Below are 20,537 nucleotides of genomic sequence, written 5' to 3'. Positions count from 1 at the left end.
AGACGAGAAAAGAGTGCCGAACGTGGAGAGCACAAAAATCACCGTCAACTGCAATTTTTCAATTACAGCTAAATTCTAGGGCCCGAGGGAGATACGATAAATTCCTCGAGTCAAATGGGCTCCCAAATCAACCGATTTGAGCAGTTTGGCCGCTTCATCCAAATCGACTTGCTGCTGCCCGAAAAGCGGGAGGGTCCCACCCCCGGCCACGACATTGAGGGTCCCGCGCTCGGTGAGCATCCCAGCGTCGTTGACCACCACCAGCGTTTCCATCGGCACCAAGGCCAGGCGCCCGGCGGACTCGCGCTTGATTTCCTGCCGATAGGCCAACGCACCGTCGGCGACCCGGTGAACTTCGATGATCGCCGCCCGGGGTGACATGGCCCGCGCTCGGGTGTCCGCCCGAGCGAGCTCGCCCAGATTCACGTCTGGCGCCAGGCTTTCCATGACATCAAGCGCGCGCGATTGAACCTGCACCACGTCCGGCACCGCCAAACGATTGTCCTCTTCCGGGAATACGAGCTTCGAGGGGAAGGCTTCAAATGACGTGCCGGGCGAACGCTCGGTCGTCATCCGCGGATCCACTTTCCCGCTGTTCATGCTCAGTGGCAAAAACAGGGGGGTCGGATCGTTCAGCGACAACTCGGCCCCGGGTTGCGACCGCAACGCTTCCTCCCCCGCCCCGATCGCCGTCAGACCGATTTGCCCCCCATCTCCTTGTGGATAAATACCTTCTCCTGTTTCTCCCGGCCCCCCCAGATCGACGAGTGCGACCACTCCCACCACCCCGATCGCCGCCACGATCGTCGCCCCCAGCCACGGAAAGGTTTTCCCGGAACCAGCCACGTTTCAGCGCTCCTCCTGCACCTGCAGGACATCACGAGGATTCTCCAAGGCCAACTGCACCCCCGAAAACCCCGCTGCCGTCGCCATATCTGAGAGCCGCGCCAGATCGCGCGCAGTGACCCGCACGTCGGCGCGCACCAGCAGCCGGGATTCCTTCTCACTGCCCCGCGCCACCTGCGTGGGCAACCATCTCGCCAGCTCTCCGTAAGTCATTCTGCCATCGGAGGTGAACACCATGTCGGACCCCAGCACACTGATGACCGAAGTCGTGCTGGCACCCGATGTCGCCGGCGACGTCGCGGTGGGCAGCACCAGGTTGGCTCCGCCAAGCTCCACGCTGGGTGAAATCACAAAACGGGACCCAAAAAGCGCAAAGAACAGGCCCAACAAAACCAAGTTCGCGTAAAACACACTGTCCATCATCCGCGGCGCTGGCCGCAGTTTGGACGCCAAATCCAACGGCCGGGTGATCATGCGTCGCGCTCCTTGGTATCGGCCGCACTCCCCGCGCTGCCGTCGGCGGCCTCCAACTTGCGGTAATCCACCAGCAGGAACCGCATGATTTCGTTCCCCGCCCACTCGACGTCGCGCACGATGGCCCGCACCCGCCCGCTCAGGAAGTGGTAACCCAGATGCGCCGGGATCGCCAAGGTGAGGCTGCCGATCGTCACCAACAGGGCCTGCCACATCCCATCGGCCAAGGCCCGGGCGGTCGCATACTCCGCGCCCCCTGTCATGAAGGCATAAAACGTCGTCGCCATGCCCAATACCGTGCCGAGCAACCCCACCAACGGCGCCACCTGCGCGATGGCCGCGATCGAACCCATCCGCCGCTCCAGTGCCGGAACCTCCACGATACCCGCCTCCTGCACTGCAAAACGCATCTTCGCTTCGTCGTCGTGCACGTGCAGCAAGGCCGCCTTCACCACCGCCGCCACCGGCCCCGGTGTCTCTTCGCAAACCGTCAACGCCTCCATCACCCGGCGCTTTTCCAGGATGTTCTTGATCCCTTCCACAAACGCGGTGGAGCGGATCTGACCTCGATGCAGGTAAAGCGTGCGCTCCACAAACAACACCACCCCGGCCACCGCCATGACCAGCAGGACCAGCATCATCGGGCCACCGCGCGTCAACAAACTGAAATCAAAATCACCCATGAGTCGTTTTCGTCGTGTGTTAGAGATTCATGCCGCTCTCGCGTCAATCGCCCGGCGCCCCCGCCACGGGTTGCCGACCGCCAAGCCGGTCCAGCTGCGCCGCCGCCCAATCGGCCTGCGGTAATCCCGCGTCCACCATCATCGCGTAGGCCTTGCGCGCCTCGAGCGGCCGTTCCTGCCGCTCCAACAGCGCGCCCAACTGCGCCAGCAGTCGCGCCAACCAATACCGTCCCTTCACCCCGAGATCGATCTCCGGCGCAGTGGCGACCTCCGCCGGTTCCACCAGAAACTCGTTCGCGACCTGCCACCAGGTTTCGGCAGCGCGCTCCGGCGCCCCGTTCTGGACGAGCACGCTGCCCGCTTTGTATCCTGCCTCCACCCGCAACGGGATCGAAGCCGTGGGCAAATCCCGCAAACGCTCGTAAATCGCGCCCGCGCTTTCGCGCAGCGCCGGCTCCGACAGTCCCGCCTGCGCGTTCAAGGTGTCCGCCAGCGCCAGTTGCGCCGACCACACATCCGGGTGCTGCGGATACCGGTTGGTGATCAACTCATAGACCAGTCGCGCCGGTTCCCATTGGTTCAGTTTTCGCAGCAGGTCGCCCTGCTTGAAGCGGGCATAAAAAACCAGCGGGTCATCCGGGTAAGTCGTGACGAGCTCCTCGATCTTGGTGATCGCCTCCTGCAGATAGCTGTCCTCCCGCCGCCCTTCGGCGACCAGGGCCGATTGATACAAGGCGAACGGAGCGTATCGGTGCTGCGGATACTCTTCCACCAGCTCGGTCAACAGCCGCTGCGCCTCCACCAACTGCCCCCGACTGGCCTGCACATTCGCCTCCTCGATGTAGGAATACACCGCCGCATCCGTATCCGGCGCCTCGTTACGCAGGGTTTGCAGCACCGCCAGCGCCTCATCGTAGCGATCGAGCGCGAAAAACGCCTCGGCTTCCAGCAGGCGCAGCGAGGACTCAATTTCGCGCCGCAGCACCGGCGCGATGTTGGCCAAACGTTCGCGCAATGCCGCCGCCGCCGCCAAGGCCCGGTCGGGTTCCCCCACGTCCAACGCCAGCCGCGCCTCGAGCCACGCCATGCGCACCGACAGATCCGGCGGCAGGGCCGCGCCCGCTCCGCGTTCGCGCCGTCGCAGCTGCTTCACCCGCTCGTCGGCGTCGAACATCCGCCCCTCGGCCTGCAGGGCGCGCGCCAGGTTCCACTCGGCCTGCCAGCGGTTGACCACGTCGAAGCGCGGGTCATTGGCCAGCAGATCGATGCGGTTCGCCGCCGCCGTGAGTTGCTGGTCCCGGATACGCGCCAGCACCTCCTGGAAAATCATGTCTCCCGCCGACATTCCCAGCGGCAGATTATCCAACGCCGCCGCATAGGCATCGGCCGCGCTCCGGTAATCGCCCGCCCGGAAAAACGCCTCCGCCTGCAGCACGGCCAACTGCGCCTGCACCTGCGCATCCCCTTCCGTCAACTCCCGCAGCGCCTGCGCCGCATAGCCCGCCGCCGCCCGGTAACGCTGCTCCTCCCACGCCGCACTGACCAACACCCCCAGCGCGATCGGCCGCAGATCCGACGCCGGATAATCCTCCAACAACGACAGCGCATCGCGCGTCGCTTCCTCCGCCGTCGCCGCCAACTGCGCGCGGAAAAGCAACAAATCCTGTTCGATCGGGTGCCCGCCCTGGCGGTTGGCCGCGCCGCTGAGCAACTCGCCCAGCGTGGCGCGCAATGCCGCCCGATCGGCCGCAGTGAACGCTCCCTGCGCCAGCATCCGCAGCGCGATCCGTTGCTTCTGCCGACTCACCCCATCGCGCAACAACTGCTCCAAGCGCAAACGACCGCGCTCGTCCTCCGGCCCCGCGATCAAACCCAACAACAGCCGGAAATCGTCCTGCTGCTCCCGCTCCGCCGACGGCAACGCCAGCAGTTGATTCTGCAAAAACGCGATCGCTTCCGCCTCCCGCCCGAGCGCCGCCAGGATGGCCGCATAACGCTTGGCCATGTCGTAACCAATCTGCTCGCCGACATACTCCTCCATCCGGCGCCGCACGGTTTCCAACTGCGCCTCCGTCGGCTCCGCCACCTGCCAGGACGATCGCAGGTCCGCCAGCTCCAGCCGCGCCTTCAACACGCCGGATGGCGCCGCCGCCACCGCCGCGCGATAAGCTTGGCGCGCGGCCTGCGGTTTGTTGCCGGCATCGGCCATCGCGCCGATCGCATAATGAAACCACGCCCGTTCGCTCGCCGGCAGCCGGTCGGCCGAAAGCTCGCCCAACACCGCCTCCGCTTGGTCCGCGTGCCCGCGGGCCAGCTCGATCAAAGCCCGCCGCAAGCGCACCCGCGGATCATTCGCGTTGCCGATTCCCTGCAGCGCGGTGGCCGCCCCCGCCACATCCTGCGCCTCCAGCAAGGCCATCGTCCACTCCAGCCGCACCGCATCCTGCGCCGGACCGGAGGGAGTGGCCGCCGCGACCTTTTCCCACAAGCCCACGGCGATCCCCGGAAACCCCATCTGCGTCGCCCGCCGGGCGGCCTGTTGCGTGGCCAGCACCTCCGCCACGTCGACCGGCTCCGGCACCCCGGCCATCAACGGCGGAGTCGCCACCGCATCCTGCGCACGCCCCACCACGCCACTCGCCAAGAGGAGCTGAAAGCAATGAAAGCACACGAGAACCCGACCGACGCGCATGGGCCGCAACGTGCGCCTCGGCCCGCTCCGACGCAAGTCCGCGCCTCACCATCCGCTTGCAACGTTCCGGGTTTGCGCCGCGGCCCGGCTTCAACCACCACTTCCCTCCTCCGCCATGACCGTCGCCCAACGCCAGGAATCCGTCGTCGAAGCCTTCGCCATCATTGAAAACAAACAGGAACGCCTCGGCGCCGTCGTCGACGCCGCCCGCGCCCTGCCGCCTTTCTCCGCCGCCGAGCGCACCGACGACCTCCTCGTTCCCGGCTGCACCTCGCGGGTCTGGCTGCGCGGCGAACTGCGCGACAACGGTTGCCATTTCGCCACCGACTGCGACTCGCCGATGGTCAAAGGCCTCGTCCACTTGATCTGCCAATGCTGCGCAGGCGCCGCGCCGGCCGAGGTCGCCACGGCCCAAATCGACGTCATCGAAAAACTCGACCTCTGGCGCGACCTGTCCCCCACTCGCCAGAACGGCCTGCGCGCCGTCCGCGAACGCATCGCCAGCCTCGCCGTGGCTTGGGCCACCTAAATCCTCCCGCCCGATGTTGTTCGACGCGCACAATCACCTGCAGTTCGCCGAACTCGCGCGTCACGCCGACGCCATCCTGCCCGCCATCGAAGCCCTCCCGATCGGCGGCGCCGTCGTCAATGGCACCCATCCGCAGGACGATTGGGACGCCGTCACCGCCCTCGCCGCCCGCCACCCGTGGGTCGTGCCCAGCTACGGCATTCACCCATGGGACGTCGGCAGCCGCCCGGCTAACTGGCAGCAGCTGTTCAACGCCCAACTGACCGCGGTGCCTCAGGCGGGCGTCGGCGAGATCGGCATCGACCGTTGGATGACCGACGCCGCCCGCCCGGACCACCCCATGCTCGAAGGCGTCGTCCGCGCTCCGATCGACGAACAGGTGGAGGTCTTCCAATGGCAACTCCGCTGGGCCGCCGATCAAAATCGCCCCGCCTCCATCCACTGCCTGCACGCCTGGGGGCAACTCTTGGACCTGCTGCGCGCCCAGCCCCTGCCCGCCCGCGGTTTCCTCCTCCACGCCTACGGAGGCTCGGCCGAGATGGTGCCCGCTTTCGCCGAACTTGGTGCGTTCTTCTCGTTCAACACCTCCTTTCTCGATCCGCGCCGCAGCAAACAACGCGCCGCCTTTGCCGCGGTTCCGCTCGACCGCCTGCTGGTCGAAACCGACGCGCCCGCCACTCCGCCACCCGTCCCGGCGCACGCCCTGCCCCCCGGTCCAAAGGGTTTTGTGCTCAATCACCCGGCCAACCTCGCGCAGGCCTACCTTCGCCTCGCGGAGCTCCGCGACCTGCCCCTCCCGACGCTCACCGAACACGTCGCGACGAACTTCCACCGCTTATTTCTTGCCTTTTGACCGTCCGGTAAACGCCCGCGTCAAAATACGCGCACGATCCGCCAATCGTCGCGCGACTGTGACTCATTCCGTCCTTGGCGCCCCCCTTTGCCGCGCTCCATAGTGGCGCTCCCGCACGCCGGCACCGACGCCTTCCCCACTGCGCCGATCTTGGCCTGCCCCCCGTTCTTTAAGTCAGATCCCTTATCAATCGCTGGGGTGACTCCACTGCGCATTCCGGCCCTTTTCTCCTTCCTCCTATGGTCGCATCCAAACCCAAATACCCCGGCATCCGCATCACCACCAATGGTAACCAGCTCGTCGCCTCCTACACCGAGGCGCGCATTACCGAAGCGGGCATTTTTTATCCGATCACCCCTTCGACCGAGATGGGCGAGATGTATGAGTTCGCCCGCGCCAAGGGTCAGCTCAACGTCTTCGGCCGACCCACCATCGCCATCGAATGTGAAGGTGAACACTCCGCCCAAGGCGGCGCCATCGCGACCAGCGTCACCGGCAAGCGCACCGTCAACTTCACTTCCGGCCAAGGCATCGTCTACGGCATCGAGCAATACTACCACGCGCCGGGCAAGCTCTCCACCATGGTCCTCGAGGTCGGCGCCCGCGCCCTCACCAAGCACGCCCTCAACGTGCACTGCGGCCACGACGACATCTACGCCGCCCTCGACACTGGCTGGACCATGCTCTTCGCCAAGGACGCCCAGCAGGCCGCCGACCAGGCCGTGATTCTGCGCCGCGTCACCGAGCTCTCGCTCACCCCGGGCATGAACATTCAGGACGGGTTCCTCACCACCCACCTCGAGCGCACCTTCCTCAAACACGAGTCCGAGCTCCTCCGCGAATACCTTGGCTCGCCGGACGACATCATTCCCTGCCCGACCGAGGCCCAAAAACAACTCTTTGGCCCCACCCGTCGCCGCATTCCCAAGGTCATTGACCTCACCAACCCCGCCCTCATCGGTCCGGTGCAGAACCAGGAGCACTACATGAACGGCGTGGTGGCTCGCCGAAACAACTTCGCCGAGCACATCCTGCCCATGCTGGAGGACGCCTACCACGAGTGGGCCCGCCTCACCGGCCGCAACTACGGCCTCGTCTCCGAATACAAGAACGACGACGCCGAGGTTACCTTCGTCACCCTCGGTTCCGCCGCCGAAAACATCGAGGCCGCCGTCGACCATCTCCGCGCCACGCGTGGAGCCAAGGTTGGTTCCGTGCACGTCAACGTGCTGCGCCCCTTCCCCCAGAAGGCCATCGTGAACGCCCTCAAGGGCAAGAAGTCGGTCATCATTCTCGAACGCACCGACGAGCCGCTCGCCGGTGACAACCCGCTCGCCCGCGAGGTGCGTGCCGCCCTCACCAAGGCCTACATCCATCCCGGTTTCCCCCACCGCCCCGGCCTGCCCGTCATCGAGCAGCACGAGGTGCCGCGCAACTACTCCGGTTGCTACGGCATGGGCTCCCGCGACTTCCGCCCCGAGCACATCATTGGCGCCTACGAATTTGTCGCCGAGGGCCGCGCCCGCCAGGACGGCAAGACCGCCGCGCAGGGTTACACCTTCTTCAACCTCGGCGTCGATCACCCCTACTCGGTCTGCGCCGACGAAACCCCGTCGCTCCTGCCCGACAAGGCCATCGCCGTCCGCCTCCATTCCATCGGTGGCTGGGGCATGATCACCACCGGCAAGAACCTCGCCGAAATCATCGGCGACCTCGGCACCCACGTCGCGGAGCGCGACAACGTCACCGACGCCAACGGCAACCCCAAGGAAGTCGTTCACGTTTCCGCCAACCCGAAATACGGTTCTGAGAAGAAGGGTTCGCCCACCTCCTACTTCCTCACCGCCGCCCCCGAGCGCGTGCGCGTCAACTGCGACCTCAAGCACGTCAACGTCGTGCTCTGCTGCGACCCCAAGGCCTTCACCCACATCAACCCGCTCGAGGGTCTGGTCGAGGGTGGCGCCTTCGTCTGGGAGTCCGCCGAGTCGCCCGAAAAAGCCTGGCAACGCATCCCGGCCAAATACCGCCAGGAGATCATCGAGAAACAGATCAAGGTCTACATCCTGCCCGGCTTCGAAATCGCCAAGGCCGCCACCAACCGCCCCGACCTGCAGCTGCGCATGCAGGGCAACTCCTTCCTCGGCGCCTTCTTCAAGGTCTCGCCCTTCCTCGAGCAGTTCGGCATCTCCGAAGACCACTTCAAGGACGTCGTCCGCGCCCAATACCAGAAGAAGTTCGGCAAGTTCGGCGACGCCGTCGTCGACTCCAACATGCAGGTCATGACCGCCGGCGGTTCCCGTCTCCAGCAGGTGCCCTACGGCCCGATCGACGCCCCCGACGCCTCCTCCATGCGCGGCGAACTCCTCCTGCCGAAGAACTCCGATTGCGGCGGCGCCTGCGGTTGCACGCCGTCCGAGGAGCAGCCCGACGGCCTGCCGATGTATAAGACCGAGACCTTCGACAGCGAATACCGCGCCGGCCTCGGTTACAACCAACCCGCCTCACCCCTCGCCGCCGTCGGCGTCATGGCCGCCGCCTCCGGCGCCACCGCCTCCAAATACGGCGCCCGTCGCGAGACGCCCAAATACTTCGCCGAGAACTGCACGCAGTGCATGGAGTGCATCACCTCCTGCCCCGACACCGCCCTGCCCAACACCGCGCAGGACCTGCAGACCATCCTCAACACCGCGGTCGACAACTACGTCACCGACCCGGCCCAGCGTGCCGCCATCCACGAGGCCATCCCCGACATCGATGGCGCCATCCGCGAACAGATGCTGGCCAACGCCAAAGCCAAGGAGGGCGAATCCGTCCGCGAGTTGGTGATGAACATCGTGCGATCTACGCCGACCATCTCCGAAGACGCCGCGCTCGAGCTCGACGGCATCCTCAACATCCTGCCGCTTTCCTACCTCAAGGTCCCGGCGGTGTTCCTCTCCAAGGAGCGCAAGGACAAGGGGGCCGGCGGCATCTTCTCCATCTTCGTCTCCGACCTCTGCAAGGGCTGCGGCCTCTGCGTCGAGGAGTGCGGCGATCACGACGCGCTGCGCATGATCGAGGACACCGAGGACTATAACGCCGAGCTGCTCTCGGCCACGGCCTTCCTCCGCCTTCTGCCCGACACCGATCAAAAATACCTCGGTCTCTACCAGAACGACGCACCGGAGCAGTCGCGCCCCGCCGCCCTGCGCAATCACATGATGGTCAACCGCAACTACGACGCCCTCGTCTCCGGCGACGGCGCTTGCGCCGGTTGCGGCGAGAAGCCCGTGTTGCACGCCATCGCATCGGTGACCGAGGCCTACATGCGCCCGATCTTCCACGCCAAGGCCGACCGCCTCACCGAGAAGTTCGGCAAGCTGAAGCGTGAGGGCACCACCGCCCTGGAAAAGCTCCGCGTCGAAAACCCCGCCGCCTACGCCACGTGGAAACGCATGGTCGCCCATATCATCATGGGGCTCGGCGGTGACTCCGACCAAGACACCGACACCCGCCTCGCCGCCCGTGGTGAGATCACCGACCAGGAGGCCGTCAACGCCATCTGCGCCGTGATCAAGCAGGAAGCCTTCAACCACAAGATCCTGCAGACTCTTGATGGCCGCCTCTCCAACGGCATGTCCGTCATGGCCATGGGCGCCCACACCGGCTGCAACACGGTCTACGGCTCCACCCCGCCCAACAACCCGCACCCCTACCCGTGGCTCAACTCCCTCTTCCAGGACGGCGCCACCATTTCGTGGATGATGGGCGAAACCTTCATGACCGAGAACGCCCGTCGTTCCATCATCCCGGAGCGTCTCATCGACCACCTCTTCGCCGGCGACCAGCTCGACCAGGCCACCTACTTCAACTACACCCACTTCACCGACGCCCTGATGACCGACCAGGAAATCAAGGAGCTGCCCAAGGTGTGGTGCGTCGGCGGCGACGGCGGCATGGGCGACATCGGCTTCCAAAACGTATCCAAGGTGATCCTACAAAATCGCCCCAACGTGAAGCTGCTCATGCTCGACACCCAGGTGTATTCCAACACCGGCGGCCAGAACTCCGATCACTCCCCCATGACCGGAGGCTTCGACATGAACCAGGCCGGCGCCGCCTCCCAGGGTAAGCTCAACGAGATGAAGAACATCGCCGAGTGCTTCCTCAACGGCCACGGCTCGCCCTTCCTCGCCCAGGTCTCCATGGCCGACTCCGCCAAACTCTACCAGTCGATGATCTCGGCGCTGGAGTATCGCGGCACGGCCTTCTTCCAGGCCTACACCACCTGCCAGCCCGAACACGGCGTGGCCGACAACATGGCGACCAAACAGGCCGAGCGCGTGCGCGAGTCGCGCTGCCTGCCGGAGTTCGTCTTCGATCCGCGTCTCGGCGAGTCCTACACCGAGGCCTTGTCGCTCAAGGGCAACAAGAACCCCGACCGCGATTGGTGGATGACGAAGTATTCAGATACTGATGACACCTACGCCTACACCATCGCCCACTGGGCCTGCACCGAGGCGCGCTTCCGTCAGCACATCAAAAAGGCCTCTGCCGAGGAAGTGGAACACATGGAACACCTCGAGGACGTGCTCCTCCGTGTCACCCAGCAGGACATCGTCTACCGTCGCTACAACGACCCGGCCAGCCGCGCCTACATCCCCGACTTCGGGGTTTATATCAAATACGACGCCGGCAACGGAAAGCACATCCCCATGAAGATGAGCCGCCAGATGGTGCTCTTCAACGTGGAGCGCCGCAAAGCCTGGCGCATGCTGCAGTCCCACGCCGGTCAGGAAAACAAGGACTACCAGGCCCAAAAGGCCCTCCTCGCCAAAGTCGACAAGGGAGACATCAGCATCGAGGACCTGAAGGCCAAGGGCCGCGCGCTGCTCGAAGCCGAAGCCGCTGCGAGCTAAGCTTCCCACCCACCGTTCCATCATCAGACGGCCGCCCACTCCGGGCGGCCGTTTTCTTTCGTTTGGGCCGGGACAGACGGAAGGAATGCCCGGTCAACCAGCGGCGGATACGCCGCCGTTTCGTCGCAGCAGTTCCACCATCGCGTCGTCGCCTCTTTTCCGGGCGACATCGAGCGGCGTCTCTCCCCAGAAATTCTCCTCGTTCACATTGCTGACACCGTGCGTGATCAACCACTCAGCCATCGTGACCGTGCCGAGTTGAGCTACGCCGCGTAGCGCCTGGTTAAAATGCTCGCCCCGATTGCCGCCCAGCCGTGCGGCGACGATTTCCGTGAGGCCGACTCGGCCACTGAGCGCCGCGTGAAAGAGCAGCGTCAGAAAGTGCGGTCCCCGCGTTTCACAGAGCGCCGGCTCAGCCTCAAGCATGGCCTCAACCGCCGCGGCGCGGCCCAACATCGCCAGGCTGAACAGATTCGCCCGCGCGCCGTGCTGCAGCAGGAACTCCACGGTCTCGGTTTGCGCCATATGACTGGCGCCTTCGAGCGCGGTTTCCCAATCGCCATTGCCCCAGTCCCAGGCGGCGTTGATCAGGTTGGGCTCGTCCGCGAGCATCGCCTTCACCGTCTCCAGGTCGGAGTGCGCCGCTTGCACAAAGGTCTGAACACGAGCGAGCGCTTGCCGCGGCCGCGCCGGATCGTCGGGCGGAACAGAGGGCGATCCCGGTGCTTGAGCACGAGCAAGGCCGCCCGCAAACGGCAACAGTAGCGTGGTGGAACCGAGAAGAAAACGGCGACGGGGAACATTCATAATGTGGTGATGCAAATTGTGCGGAGAGGTGGCTCAGGCATGGATCGCCTGCAGCAGCGGTCGGTTGGTGATCGCCAGAATGTTGCCATCGGGGTCCGCCGCTTTGCAGATGCGCAGATCCCCAAATACCGCGACACGGCCGGCTTTGACACCGCGGGCGATGAGCTCTTGGCGAAGTCGTTCGACGTCCGGAGTGAAGAAACTGATTTCGATCGTCGATGCTTGCCGCTCCGCGCCGCGCTTGGTTGCCGGGTGCAGCACCAGCACCGATCCCCCGGCGTCGAACTGCGTAAACTTTGGATCCGGGTCGATCACCGGCAGTCCGATCACCTCTTGGTAGAAGGTCGTCAGCGCTTCCAGGTGAGCCGTGAAGATCATCACCCCGCGCATCTTCAACGGCACCGACCAACCCACGCTCGAACGGGTGGCGTGGTTCGACGCCTGCAAATCGGGCAATCGCTTGAGCCGTCGAGCCTCGCCCGGCGTCAGCCAGGTGGTGTCGCGAAACGCCCGCGTGAAGGTCTGCTGCGACTCGAACTGATACTCCAACGCAATGTCGACGATCGGACGACGCGTGGCAACGAGCTCTGCCGCCGCCGCATTGATCCGCAGGCGGCGCAAAAACAGCCCGACCGTGACATTGGTGGCTTCGAGAAAACGGCGCTGCAACGTCGACTTCGAGAAGCCCGCCGCCCGCGCGATATCCTCGATGCTCACCGACTGTTTGAGGTGCTGTTCCATGAACGTGATGGCACGTCCGATTGAAGGGGTGGTCGGCATGACAAAGGTTGCCCCATCCTAGCCCAGGTTGCCCACCCGAAGATTGGCAATTTTTACCAAAAGCGATCGACAGCGCATCGCTGATCCCCGGCCAAGGATGTCTTCGAATCGATCATCAGGCCAACGACCCGCGGCCCATCAAAGGCCAAATCCTTTAACCGTCATATCTGGTCCGGGCTCCGTGCGGTGGTCATCACGGTTAACAGTTCCTCCACTGCCGAGGGGGACCAGCATGCAGAAACCACCGCGGTAAGCGAATACATCGCAGGGGCTTACACCATAAGCACATTTCACCCCGCCGCGGTGGAAATTGCTGAGTTATTCAACCTCCCGCTACGAGTGACGATGGGGAAGATTGAGCTCAATCATGTCCGCTTCGTCCCCTCGCCCCCGTATCAAACCTTTGGGTCGGCAACTGCTGTTGCTGGCCACGATCCCGATTGTGTGCGCGCTGGGCTTCGGCGCCGCATTTTCCTGGTCACGTATCAGCGCCATGCACGAGTTCGAACGCTTCGCCACCATCATGAGTCTGGCCGACGCGCTCGCCGAGATGAGCCAAGCCAACAACACCGAACTAAGCTTCGTCTGGGCCTACAACGATTCGGCGGTGGCGGAAAACGGCGCCGCCGTGGTCGAAGCCGCCAAGCAAAACCACCGAGAGGTCGGCAAAGTGTTGGATCGTCACTTTAAAGCCGCCCAAGCCATTCGTCAGTCGATCGATTGGGCCCGCCATGATCCCGGTCTGCAGCCGATCATTGACCATGTCGATAAGCTCTATCGTCAAATCGCCGAGCACCGCGCCACGATCAAAGTAGGAGACAACTACTTCGATCTTATCTCCCCCTACATCGAGATGCGCACCGGCATCCAGACAGTGTTTCCCGCCCTGCTCAAGGAGACCACCGACAAAGAACTCGTCCAACTGCTCAACGCCTACAGCGTGTATGCCGACTATCACGCCTGCGTCGTGCAATACGTCGGCACGATGATCTGGGCTCACCAGATTCCTGATCTCCCCCCCGGCGGTTATACGGGCTATGAATCCAACTTACTCGCCAGCGAGTTGCTGCTGAAACACTTCCGGCTCCTCGCCCCCGCCCCGATCCTCGAACGCCTCGACGCCATCCTACAGGCTCCCGACGCACAATGGGTCGAGCAACAAGCCCAGTCGTTCGTGCACACCCACCGCACGCAATGGTATGACTTTCCTTTCGACCGCACCGTCGCAGAACGCTTTAAGGCCAAGGCTGAGGCACGTTCCGTGGCGTTGGAGGAGATTCTTGAACTCCTCCGTGCCGACATCGACCACCACACGGCCACTCACATCAAAAGCTTGCGCCGTGACAGTGCGATTGCAGCCGGCATCACCGTGATCGCCTCGACGTTAACCATCATTTTCTGCATTTCCCTCGCACGCTCGCTACGGCGCAACTTGAGGCTCATCACCCACGGCATCACCGAAAGCGCGCGCAGCGTCTTCACCACCGCACGCGCCGTGCAGCGTTCCAGCGAGAACTTCTCCCGCAGCGCCACCGATCAGGCCGCCTTGGTCGAGGAGACCAACACCCGTCTCGAACAAATCCTCGAGGTCACCACCTCGACCGCAGAAAACGCCCGCTCCGCCACCACCTCGATGCGATCGACCAATGCGGTGATCGAAACCAGCAAATCGACGGTGGGCCGACTCAACACCGCCATGGACGAGATCGCGTCCAGCAGTGACCGCACCCAGCAGATCATGGAGGCCATCTCCGAGATCGCCTTCCAGACCAACCTGCTCGCGCTCAACGCCGCCGTTGAAGCCGCCCGCGCGGGCGAGGCCGGCGCAGGCTTCGCCGTGGTCGCCGATGAGGTGCGCAACCTCGCCAAACGTTCCTCGACCGCCTCGGCCGATTCCAGCCAGCTCATCGAGAACTCCCGACGCAACATCAGCACCGGGGTGCAATTCGTTTCCGGCACCAATGAGGCTTTCGCCGATGTTGCCCGCCACGCCGAAGAGGTCATGCGCTTCGTCGCTGCCATCGACAGCGACACCATCCGGCAGGCCCAGGCTCTCGAATACATCGAGGCCGCCGCCCGTCGGGTCGACGAAACCACGCGCAGCAACGCCCAATACGCCGCCGAGTGCTCCGAGGCCGCCACCGCCCTCAACCAACAGGCCAACTCCCTCGAGCGCTACGTGCGCGATTTGTCCTTCCTCGTCCACGGCCCATCCGCCAGTGCTCCCGCCGCCAGTCCGTCTACGCCTCCCCCGTCCGCCCCCCCGCCCACGAAGCCGCCCACGTCCCGCAGACCGAAATCCGACGCTGCCCCCGCTGCCGCTTCCGAGGTCACCCTCTTCTAAACAATCCGCGTGAGTAGGTAGTTTCCCCCTTCAAACTAGGGCGGCTCCGCCATTCACTTACTCCCTCTCTGTGACGATGGCACGATGAGTCCTCGTCCAGTCAACATGCCCTCCCTCGACCGCCAGTCGCACTCCGTGTCGTTGCGCCGCCAGCTCGCGCTGATCACCGCTGTGCCCATCCTCTGCGCACTGGGGTTCGGCGCCTCCTTTGTTTGGCAACGCAGTGCGACTCTGAGGGAGTTCGAATCTTTCCGCGTCGCAAGCGAACTGGCCGAACTCCTGTCGGAGATCGGCGAACAGAACGTCATCGCCCTGGACTCCGTTTGGGCCTTCACCGACGGCGCCGTTGAGAACAATGGTGCGCAGGTGGTGGCGAACACCAAAGAGCGCTTCAACGTCGCCTGTGCCCGACTTGACGAGCGGTATACCGCCACGATGGCCGTGATCAAAGAAGTGGATCGCAGCCAGTTCAGTCCCACTTTCCAAGAGGCCATGGCCCAGGTGAGCCAACGCTACGATGAACTCGTCGTGTTGCGCCAAGCCTTCCATGACGACCAAGCCTTTACCGAACTCACCGCCCCGTTCATCGCGCTGCGTGACGCAATCCGGCACGTGTTTCCCGCCATGATGACCGAGACTTCCGATCGGGAGCTCATCGTCCGCCTCACCGCCTACAGCCTTTTCACCGACTACTTCACCACCCTAACCGCCTGCACGGGCACCTTGATCTGGGCTCACCAAATTCCGGACCTGCCGGTCGGCGCCTACGCTAGCTACGAGGCCGAATACGAAACCAGCGAAGCCTTGCTTCGCCAGTTTCTTGAAATCGCACCGCCCCATTTGGCCGCGCAGGTCCGTGAAACGCTCGCCTCGCCAAACTCAGTCTGGCTGCAGGAACTGGCGCAGTCATTCCTCAACCGCCATCGCGACACCTGGTTCGATTTCCCCTTTGATCGCACGTTCGCCGAAAACGTGCTGAAACCGCGCGCCGATGAGCGGCGTGTCGCGCTGTTGGGCATTTTCAAAGTCATGCGCGACGACATGCGGGGGCAAATCGATCAGCGCATCGCCTCCCTGCGTCGCGACAGTCTCGTCGCTCTGCTCACCACCATCGGCTGTGTCGCGCTTGGCATCATCATCAGCGTGCGTTTGTCCCAACGCCTGCACCGCGCCCTCAGCCATATCACCCGTGGCATCTGCCGCGGCGCGCGCCAAGTCACCGAATCCTCCCACGCCGTCGAGGAATACAGCGCCAACTTCACCCGCAGCGCCGCCGATCAGGCCGCGCTCGTCCAGGAAACGAATCGCCGGCTCGAGCAGATTCTCGAGGTCACCACCTCCACCGCCGAAAACGCCCGGTCCGCCAATTCCTCGATGCGCTCCACCACCGCGGTGATCGGCGCCTCCCAAGCCACCATCGCCCGGCTCAACGAGGCCATGGCTCACATTTCCGACCACTCCGAACGCACCCAAAGGATCATGGAGACGATCACCGAAATCGCCTTCCAAACCAACCTCCTCGCCCTCAACGCCGCCGTCGAAGCCGCCCGTGCCGGCGAGGCCGGCGCCGGCTTCGCCGTCGTCGCCGACGAGGTTCGCAACCTCGCCAAACGCTCCTCCACGGCATCGGCCGATTCCTCTCAACTCATCGAGTCATCCAAAGCCGACATCGCCGAAGGCACCGAGTTTGTCGGTGGCACCAACACCGCGTTTGCCGACATCGCACGCCACGCCGAAGAGGTGAAGAAGTTCGTCGCCGCCATCGACCACGACACCATCCGCCAAGCGCAGGCCCTCGAGCACATCGAGGCCGCCGCCCGCCAGGTCGACGCCACCACTCAAAACAACGCCGCCTACGCCGAGGCCGCCGCCCAGTCGGCCCAGAACCTCAACACCCAGGCCGCCGAGCTCGACCGATACGTCCAAGAGCTCACCCGACTCGTTTACGGCACCCCGCTCACCTCAGCGCAACCACCGGCTTCGCCGCGTGCTCCAAAGGGAAACAAACGCCAGCTTGTGTCCGCCTGAGCCTTCTTCGACCGCGGCCGAGCCACCGCGATTTGCGGAGTAGACTCGCCCAAATCGCTCCGGCAACGTTGCCCGGAACATGGCTCTGCTGGAATCCGGACTCAGATTCGCGCTGATCATCGCTGGTCTTTTGTGGCCAGGATGGGGTTGGGCCAAGGCGGCCTCGGTGCCGCTGCGAAGTCTGGCCGCCGGTCTCGGCTCCATCCTGCTGCTTTTTTTGGGTGTGCTCGCCCTGCAGGCGTTCTCGCTCCCGATCACCCTGCCCAGCCTGACCGTTTGGCTGCTGCTCACCGGACTGCCCGGCTGGTGGCTCAGCCACCGGCGTCACCGCCCGCCGATGGTCACTCAGCCCGCGGTCCTGCCGCTGGGTTGGGGCTGGTTGCTGGCCGCACCGGCCTTGGTTGTCGCCGCCCACATGTCCCTCATCCAACCCTTATCCGGGGACGACCACGTCTTTCGTTGGGAACACCTCGCGCGCCTCATCTTCACCCACCACCACCTGGATTTTTATCCCCCGGTCTCATCCGCCGATTTCTCCATGTATGTCTGGGCCGACGGGATCGCGCCGCTGGTTTCTGCGACCTACGCGTGGTGCTTCCTCGGGGCCGGCAATTCGGCTTCTGTTTGGACCGCCCCCGCGGTGATCGCGCAGGTGATCGCGCTTTTCATGCTGGCGGCCCAACTCGCCGGTTTATTCGGCGCCCGCGTCGCCGCCTCCTTCGCCTGGGGGATCATGGCCACCTCGACCCTGCTTCAGTTTGCCTTCAACATCGGCCAAGAAACGGGACTCACCGCGATCGGGGCGGGCGCCATGGTCTACTACCTTCTGCACTGGAACGCCCAACCTGAGCGACGATCCCTGCTTATCTACGCTGCGCTGGGCGGAGCCGTCGCCGCCTGCGCCCGGGAGTATGGCGGCATCGGCGCCTTCACGGCCGGCCTTTGGATCTGGCGCACCAAGGGAGACCTGCGCTCCGCCCTCGTATTCACGGTCGGAGCAGCGCTCCCCGCCATGGTCTGGCACCTGCGCAACGCGGTGCTGACCGGGAATCCGTTTTTCAGCCACGACCTCGCCTCCCTGCCCACCAATCCCGTCTTCGCCCAACTGATGAGCTACTACCGGGCGGTGTTCGGCATGGATTGGCACAGCGCCGGCAGTTGGCTGGAACTCCTTCGGCTATTCGCGCTCAATGCGCTGCTCCCCATGGCGGGTCTGGTCACCGTTGTCGCAACCCGACGCATGCCTTCGGCCGCCCGAACGCTGCTTGGGGCGGTGAGTGCAGGATTCAGCGTGGCGTGGTTGTTTTCCATCTCTTCCACCGCGGGTGGGCTCCACTACTCCATGCGCGTGCTAAGTCCGGTGCTCCTGCTCGGCGCCGTGGGCGGTGGCGCATGGCTCAGCCTGCGAACGCGTGAGCTCAGGCTTTCACGCACGCTTCTGGTCGCGCTGTTCCTCCTGAGCTTGGTCGCCTCGATCCGGGCATGGGTTTATCCTTACAACCCGGTCTTCTTGAGCCCCGCCCAATGGCCGGTGGCCTCGCGCGACTTTCGCGCGGCGACCAGGCAGGACACCGCGGACTTCATCGAGCAGACCGCGCAACAGGTGAACGGACGCATCCTCAGTGACCACCTCTACCTCTACGGGTATTTAAAACCCCATGAGGTCACCGCTTCTCCGTTTTGGAGTCCCGAGGTCGCTTGGCTCTTCACTGCAATGTCCGACGAGGACCTCGACGCGGGGACCCGGTTAATCAACCTGGGCTTCTCGCATATCCTGCTCACCAAATCGGATCTGTTCTCCCTTTTCCTCCAGCAGCACCACGCGTTCGAAAACTTGAAGCGCTGCCTCGTCGCCGAGGCTGCCACTGCTGAGTTGGTCCTCTATCGCATACGCCCCCGCCCCGCCCCGGATTCAGCCCCATGAATGCCCTCGAGTTCACGCTCCACTTTACGCCCGACGAAGTGCTGCGCTACTACCGCGGCGAAGCCCGCAATGTTGTCGCTCGGCTCGACGACGGTCGCTCCATCCAGTTCCCCGCCGGCGCCCTGCAAAAAGTCGTGACCGAAAACGGTGTGCACGGCCGCTTCCGCCTGCTTTTCGACGCCAACCACAAATTCAAAGGCTTGGAGCGCGTGTGAAACCTGCTGCACTGCGCCCATGAAGTTTCGCGCGCCCAACGCCTTTGTGCTCATCGCCAGCATCATGGTCGCCATGATGGTGGCCACTTGGTTCATCCCCGGTGGTCGCTATGGCCGCGAGGTGCGCGAGTTCGAGGGCTACGGTAGCAAGGAGATCGTCCTGCCCGAGCAGTTCGAGTCCGTCGAGTCCGTTCCCCAGACGCCCTTCGACCTCCTGCTCGCGCCCATGAAGGGCGCCGAGCAGGCCGCCGAAACCCTCGCCTTCGTGCTGCTCATCGGCGGCGCCTTCGGCGTGCTCATGCACACCGGCGCCCTCATGGCGGGGCTCAAGTGGCTCACCCTGCGCGCCAAGGGCGCCGGCCGCTACCTCGTCATCCCGGTGCTGATGTTCGCCTTCAGTTTCGCAGGCGTGCTCTTCGGCATGGCCGAGGAATGTCTCGTGTTCGTGCTGCTCACCGTGCCACTCGCCATCTCGCTGGGCTTCGATGCCACCACCGGCGTCGCCATCCCGTTCATCGGCTCGCAGGCCGGTTTCGCCACCGCCTTCGTGAACCCTTTCTCCTTCGGCATCGCCAAACAGATCGCCGAGCAACCCACCGATGTCGGCTTCGGCTACCGCGTGTTCTGCTGGCTGCTCATCACCGGCGTCTGCGTCGCCATCGTCATGTGGCACGCCCGCCGCGTCGCCCTTGATCCGGCGAACAGCCTCACGCCCGCAGCCGACGCCAACTGGCGCCGCCGTCTCGCCGCCGAATCCGGCGAGGAACCCGACGCCGACAGCGTGATCACCCCCTCGCAGATCGTCACCCTCGTGGTCTTCGGACTCATGATGATCGTGCTCGGTTATGGTTCCATTGCCCTCGGCTGGTATGTGATGGAAATCGCCGCAGTGTTCCTCGCCATGGCGCTGTTCTGCGGACTCGCCGCTCGCCTCTCCCTCAACGCCATCGCCGACTCTTTCATGGCCGGCGCCCGCGAGCTCTGCGCCACCGCCGTGCTGGTCGCCTTTTCCCGCGCCATCGTGGTGCTCGCCGAAGATGCCAACATCATCGACACCATCCTGCACAGCGTTGCCACGCGCATCGATCACCTCGGCCCCGATCTCGGTGTGTTCGTGATGTATAGCTTCCAGAGCTGCCTTAATTTTCTCATCCCCAGCGGCAGCGGTCAGGCCGCCCTCACCATGCCGATCATGACCCCGCTCTCCGACCTCCTCGGCATCCACCGCGAAAGCGCCATCCTCGCTTTCCAGTTCGGCGACGGCTTCACCAACATGATCATCCCCACCAGCGTGATCCTCGTCGGCGTGCTCTCCAGCGCCGGCATCGGCTACGGCACTTGGTTCAAGTGGTGGGCCAAGTGGCAACTCCTCCTCTTCGCGCTCGGCGCGGTCCTCCTCTACGCCGCGCCGTGGAACTGATTTGTTCTACAGGAGGCAATAGAGGGCAACAGAGCCTTCAGCCT

14 protein-coding genes are annotated in these 20,537 nt (G+C 64.3%); 8 read left to right on the top strand and 6 right to left on the bottom strand.

The annotated features are described in order from the left end of the window. Window positions 1-75: 75 nt before the first annotated feature. From AC0MRV_RS04340 to AC0MRV_RS04325, 4 genes are all read right to left on the bottom strand, one after another. The gene (locus AC0MRV_RS04340) at window positions 76-801 is read right to left on the bottom strand and encodes a hypothetical protein (RefSeq protein WP_472763209.1); all 726 of its coding nucleotides are present in this window, start codon (window positions 799-801) and stop codon (window positions 76-78) included. A 48-nt stretch (window positions 802-849) separates the two neighbouring features. Further along, a complete protein-coding gene (locus tag AC0MRV_RS04335; RefSeq protein WP_472763208.1) occupies window positions 850-1,320 on the bottom strand; it encodes an ExbD/TolR family protein in 471 nt (156 codons plus the stop codon). After that, a complete protein-coding gene (locus tag AC0MRV_RS04330; RefSeq protein WP_472763207.1) occupies window positions 1,317-1,961 on the bottom strand; it encodes a MotA/TolQ/ExbB proton channel family protein in 645 nt (214 codons plus the stop codon). The genes AC0MRV_RS04335 and AC0MRV_RS04330 overlap by 4 nt, the downstream gene beginning before the upstream one ends. An 85-nt stretch (window positions 1,962-2,046) precedes the next feature. Next, entirely contained in the window at window positions 2,047-4,695 is a 2,649-nt protein-coding gene (locus AC0MRV_RS04325) for a tetratricopeptide repeat protein (protein WP_472763206.1), read from the bottom strand. 115 nt (window positions 4,696-4,810) lie between these two features. Here AC0MRV_RS04325 and AC0MRV_RS04320 point away from each other — a divergent pair, with 115 nt between their 5' ends. The 3 genes from AC0MRV_RS04320 (at window position 4,811) to AC0MRV_RS04310 (ending at window position 10,975) form a co-directional block, all read left to right on the top strand. Next, entirely contained in the window at window positions 4,811-5,224 is a 414-nt protein-coding gene (locus tag AC0MRV_RS04320) for a SufE family protein (protein WP_472763205.1), read from the top strand. A 13-nt stretch (window positions 5,225-5,237) separates the two neighbouring features. Continuing rightward, the gene (locus tag AC0MRV_RS04315) at window positions 5,238-6,077 is read left to right on the top strand and encodes a TatD family hydrolase (RefSeq protein ID WP_472763204.1); all 840 of its coding nucleotides are present in this window, start codon (window positions 5,238-5,240) and stop codon (window positions 6,075-6,077) included. Window positions 6,078-6,316: 239 nt separating this feature from the next. After that, on the top strand, window positions 6,317-10,975 hold the full coding sequence (locus AC0MRV_RS04310) for a 2-oxoacid:acceptor oxidoreductase family protein (RefSeq protein ID WP_472763203.1): 4,659 nt from the start codon (window positions 6,317-6,319) through the stop codon (window positions 10,973-10,975). Window positions 10,976-11,068: 93 nt separating this feature from the next. Here AC0MRV_RS04310 and AC0MRV_RS04305 read toward each other — a convergent pair whose 3' ends face one another. Continuing rightward, a complete protein-coding gene (locus tag AC0MRV_RS04305) occupies window positions 11,069-11,782 on the bottom strand; it encodes a hypothetical protein (protein ID WP_472763202.1) in 714 nt (237 codons plus the stop codon). Window positions 11,783-11,815: 33 nt separating this feature from the next. After that, the gene (locus AC0MRV_RS04300) at window positions 11,816-12,562 is read right to left on the bottom strand and encodes a VOC family protein (RefSeq protein WP_472763201.1); all 747 of its coding nucleotides are present in this window, start codon (window positions 12,560-12,562) and stop codon (window positions 11,816-11,818) included. A gap of 367 nt (window positions 12,563-12,929) precedes the next feature. On the opposite strand from AC0MRV_RS04300, the gene AC0MRV_RS04295 reads away from it, so the two are divergent. From AC0MRV_RS04295 to AC0MRV_RS04275, 5 genes are all read left to right on the top strand, one after another. After that, window positions 12,930-14,906 carry a methyl-accepting chemotaxis protein gene (locus tag AC0MRV_RS04295; RefSeq protein ID WP_472763200.1) on the top strand — a complete coding sequence of 659 codons (1,977 nt, stop codon included), beginning with the start codon at window positions 12,930-12,932 and terminating at the stop codon, window positions 14,904-14,906. Between the two features lie 105 nt (window positions 14,907-15,011). Then, entirely contained in the window at window positions 15,012-16,934 is a 1,923-nt protein-coding gene (locus tag AC0MRV_RS04290) for a methyl-accepting chemotaxis protein (RefSeq protein ID WP_472763199.1), read from the top strand. A gap of 79 nt (window positions 16,935-17,013) precedes the next feature. Further along, a complete protein-coding gene (locus AC0MRV_RS04285; protein ID WP_472763198.1) occupies window positions 17,014-18,858 on the top strand; it encodes a hypothetical protein in 1,845 nt (614 codons plus the stop codon). Continuing rightward, window positions 18,855-19,073: a DUF2835 domain-containing protein gene (locus tag AC0MRV_RS04280; protein ID WP_472763197.1), complete on the top strand. Its 219-nt coding sequence runs from the start codon at window positions 18,855-18,857 to the stop codon at window positions 19,071-19,073. Before AC0MRV_RS04285 ends, AC0MRV_RS04280 begins: the two co-directional genes overlap by 4 nt. A gap of 19 nt (window positions 19,074-19,092) precedes the next feature. Continuing rightward, window positions 19,093-20,493 (top strand): YfcC family protein, encoded by a 1,401-nt coding sequence (locus AC0MRV_RS04275; protein WP_472763196.1) that lies wholly within the window; start codon window positions 19,093-19,095, stop codon window positions 20,491-20,493. The last annotated feature ends 44 nt before the right edge of the window (window positions 20,494-20,537 follow it).

Source organism: Actomonas spartinae (genome assembly GCF_051209155.1).
In the GTDB taxonomy this organism is placed as follows: Bacteria; Verrucomicrobiota; Verrucomicrobiia; order Opitutales; family Opitutaceae; genus Actomonas.
The sequence above is the reverse complement of the archived record's forward strand: the minus strand, read 5'-3'. Positions and strand labels throughout refer to the sequence as shown.

Coding starts and splice junctions, on each gene's coding strand:
- AC0MRV_RS04335 (WP_472763208.1), bottom strand. CDS start 1,320: ATGATCACCCGGCCGTTGGATTTGGCGTCCAAACTGCGGCCAGCGCCG.
- AC0MRV_RS04330 (WP_472763207.1), bottom strand. CDS start 1,961: ATGATGCTGGTCCTGCTGGTCATGGCGGTGGCCGGGGTGGTGTTGTTT.
- AC0MRV_RS04325 (WP_472763206.1), bottom strand. CDS start 4,695: ATGCGCGTCGGTCGGGTTCTCGTGTGCTTTCATTGCTTTCAGCTCCTC.
- AC0MRV_RS04320 (WP_472763205.1), top strand. CDS start 4,811: ATGACCGTCGCCCAACGCCAGGAATCCGTCGTCGAAGCCTTCGCCATC.
- AC0MRV_RS04315 (WP_472763204.1), top strand. CDS start 5,238: ATGTTGTTCGACGCGCACAATCACCTGCAGTTCGCCGAACTCGCGCGT.
- AC0MRV_RS04310 (WP_472763203.1), top strand. CDS start 6,317: ATGGTCGCATCCAAACCCAAATACCCCGGCATCCGCATCACCACCAAT.
- AC0MRV_RS04305 (WP_472763202.1), bottom strand. CDS start 11,782: ATGAATGTTCCCCGTCGCCGTTTTCTTCTCGGTTCCACCACGCTACTG.
- AC0MRV_RS04300 (WP_472763201.1), bottom strand. CDS start 12,562: ATGCCGACCACCCCTTCAATCGGACGTGCCATCACGTTCATGGAACAG.
- AC0MRV_RS04295 (WP_472763200.1), top strand. CDS start 12,930: ATGTCCGCTTCGTCCCCTCGCCCCCGTATCAAACCTTTGGGTCGGCAA.
- AC0MRV_RS04290 (WP_472763199.1), top strand. CDS start 15,012: ATGCCCTCCCTCGACCGCCAGTCGCACTCCGTGTCGTTGCGCCGCCAG.
- AC0MRV_RS04285 (WP_472763198.1), top strand. CDS start 17,014: ATGGCTCTGCTGGAATCCGGACTCAGATTCGCGCTGATCATCGCTGGT.
- AC0MRV_RS04280 (WP_472763197.1), top strand. CDS start 18,855: ATGAATGCCCTCGAGTTCACGCTCCACTTTACGCCCGACGAAGTGCTG.
- AC0MRV_RS04275 (WP_472763196.1), top strand. CDS start 19,093: ATGAAGTTTCGCGCGCCCAACGCCTTTGTGCTCATCGCCAGCATCATG.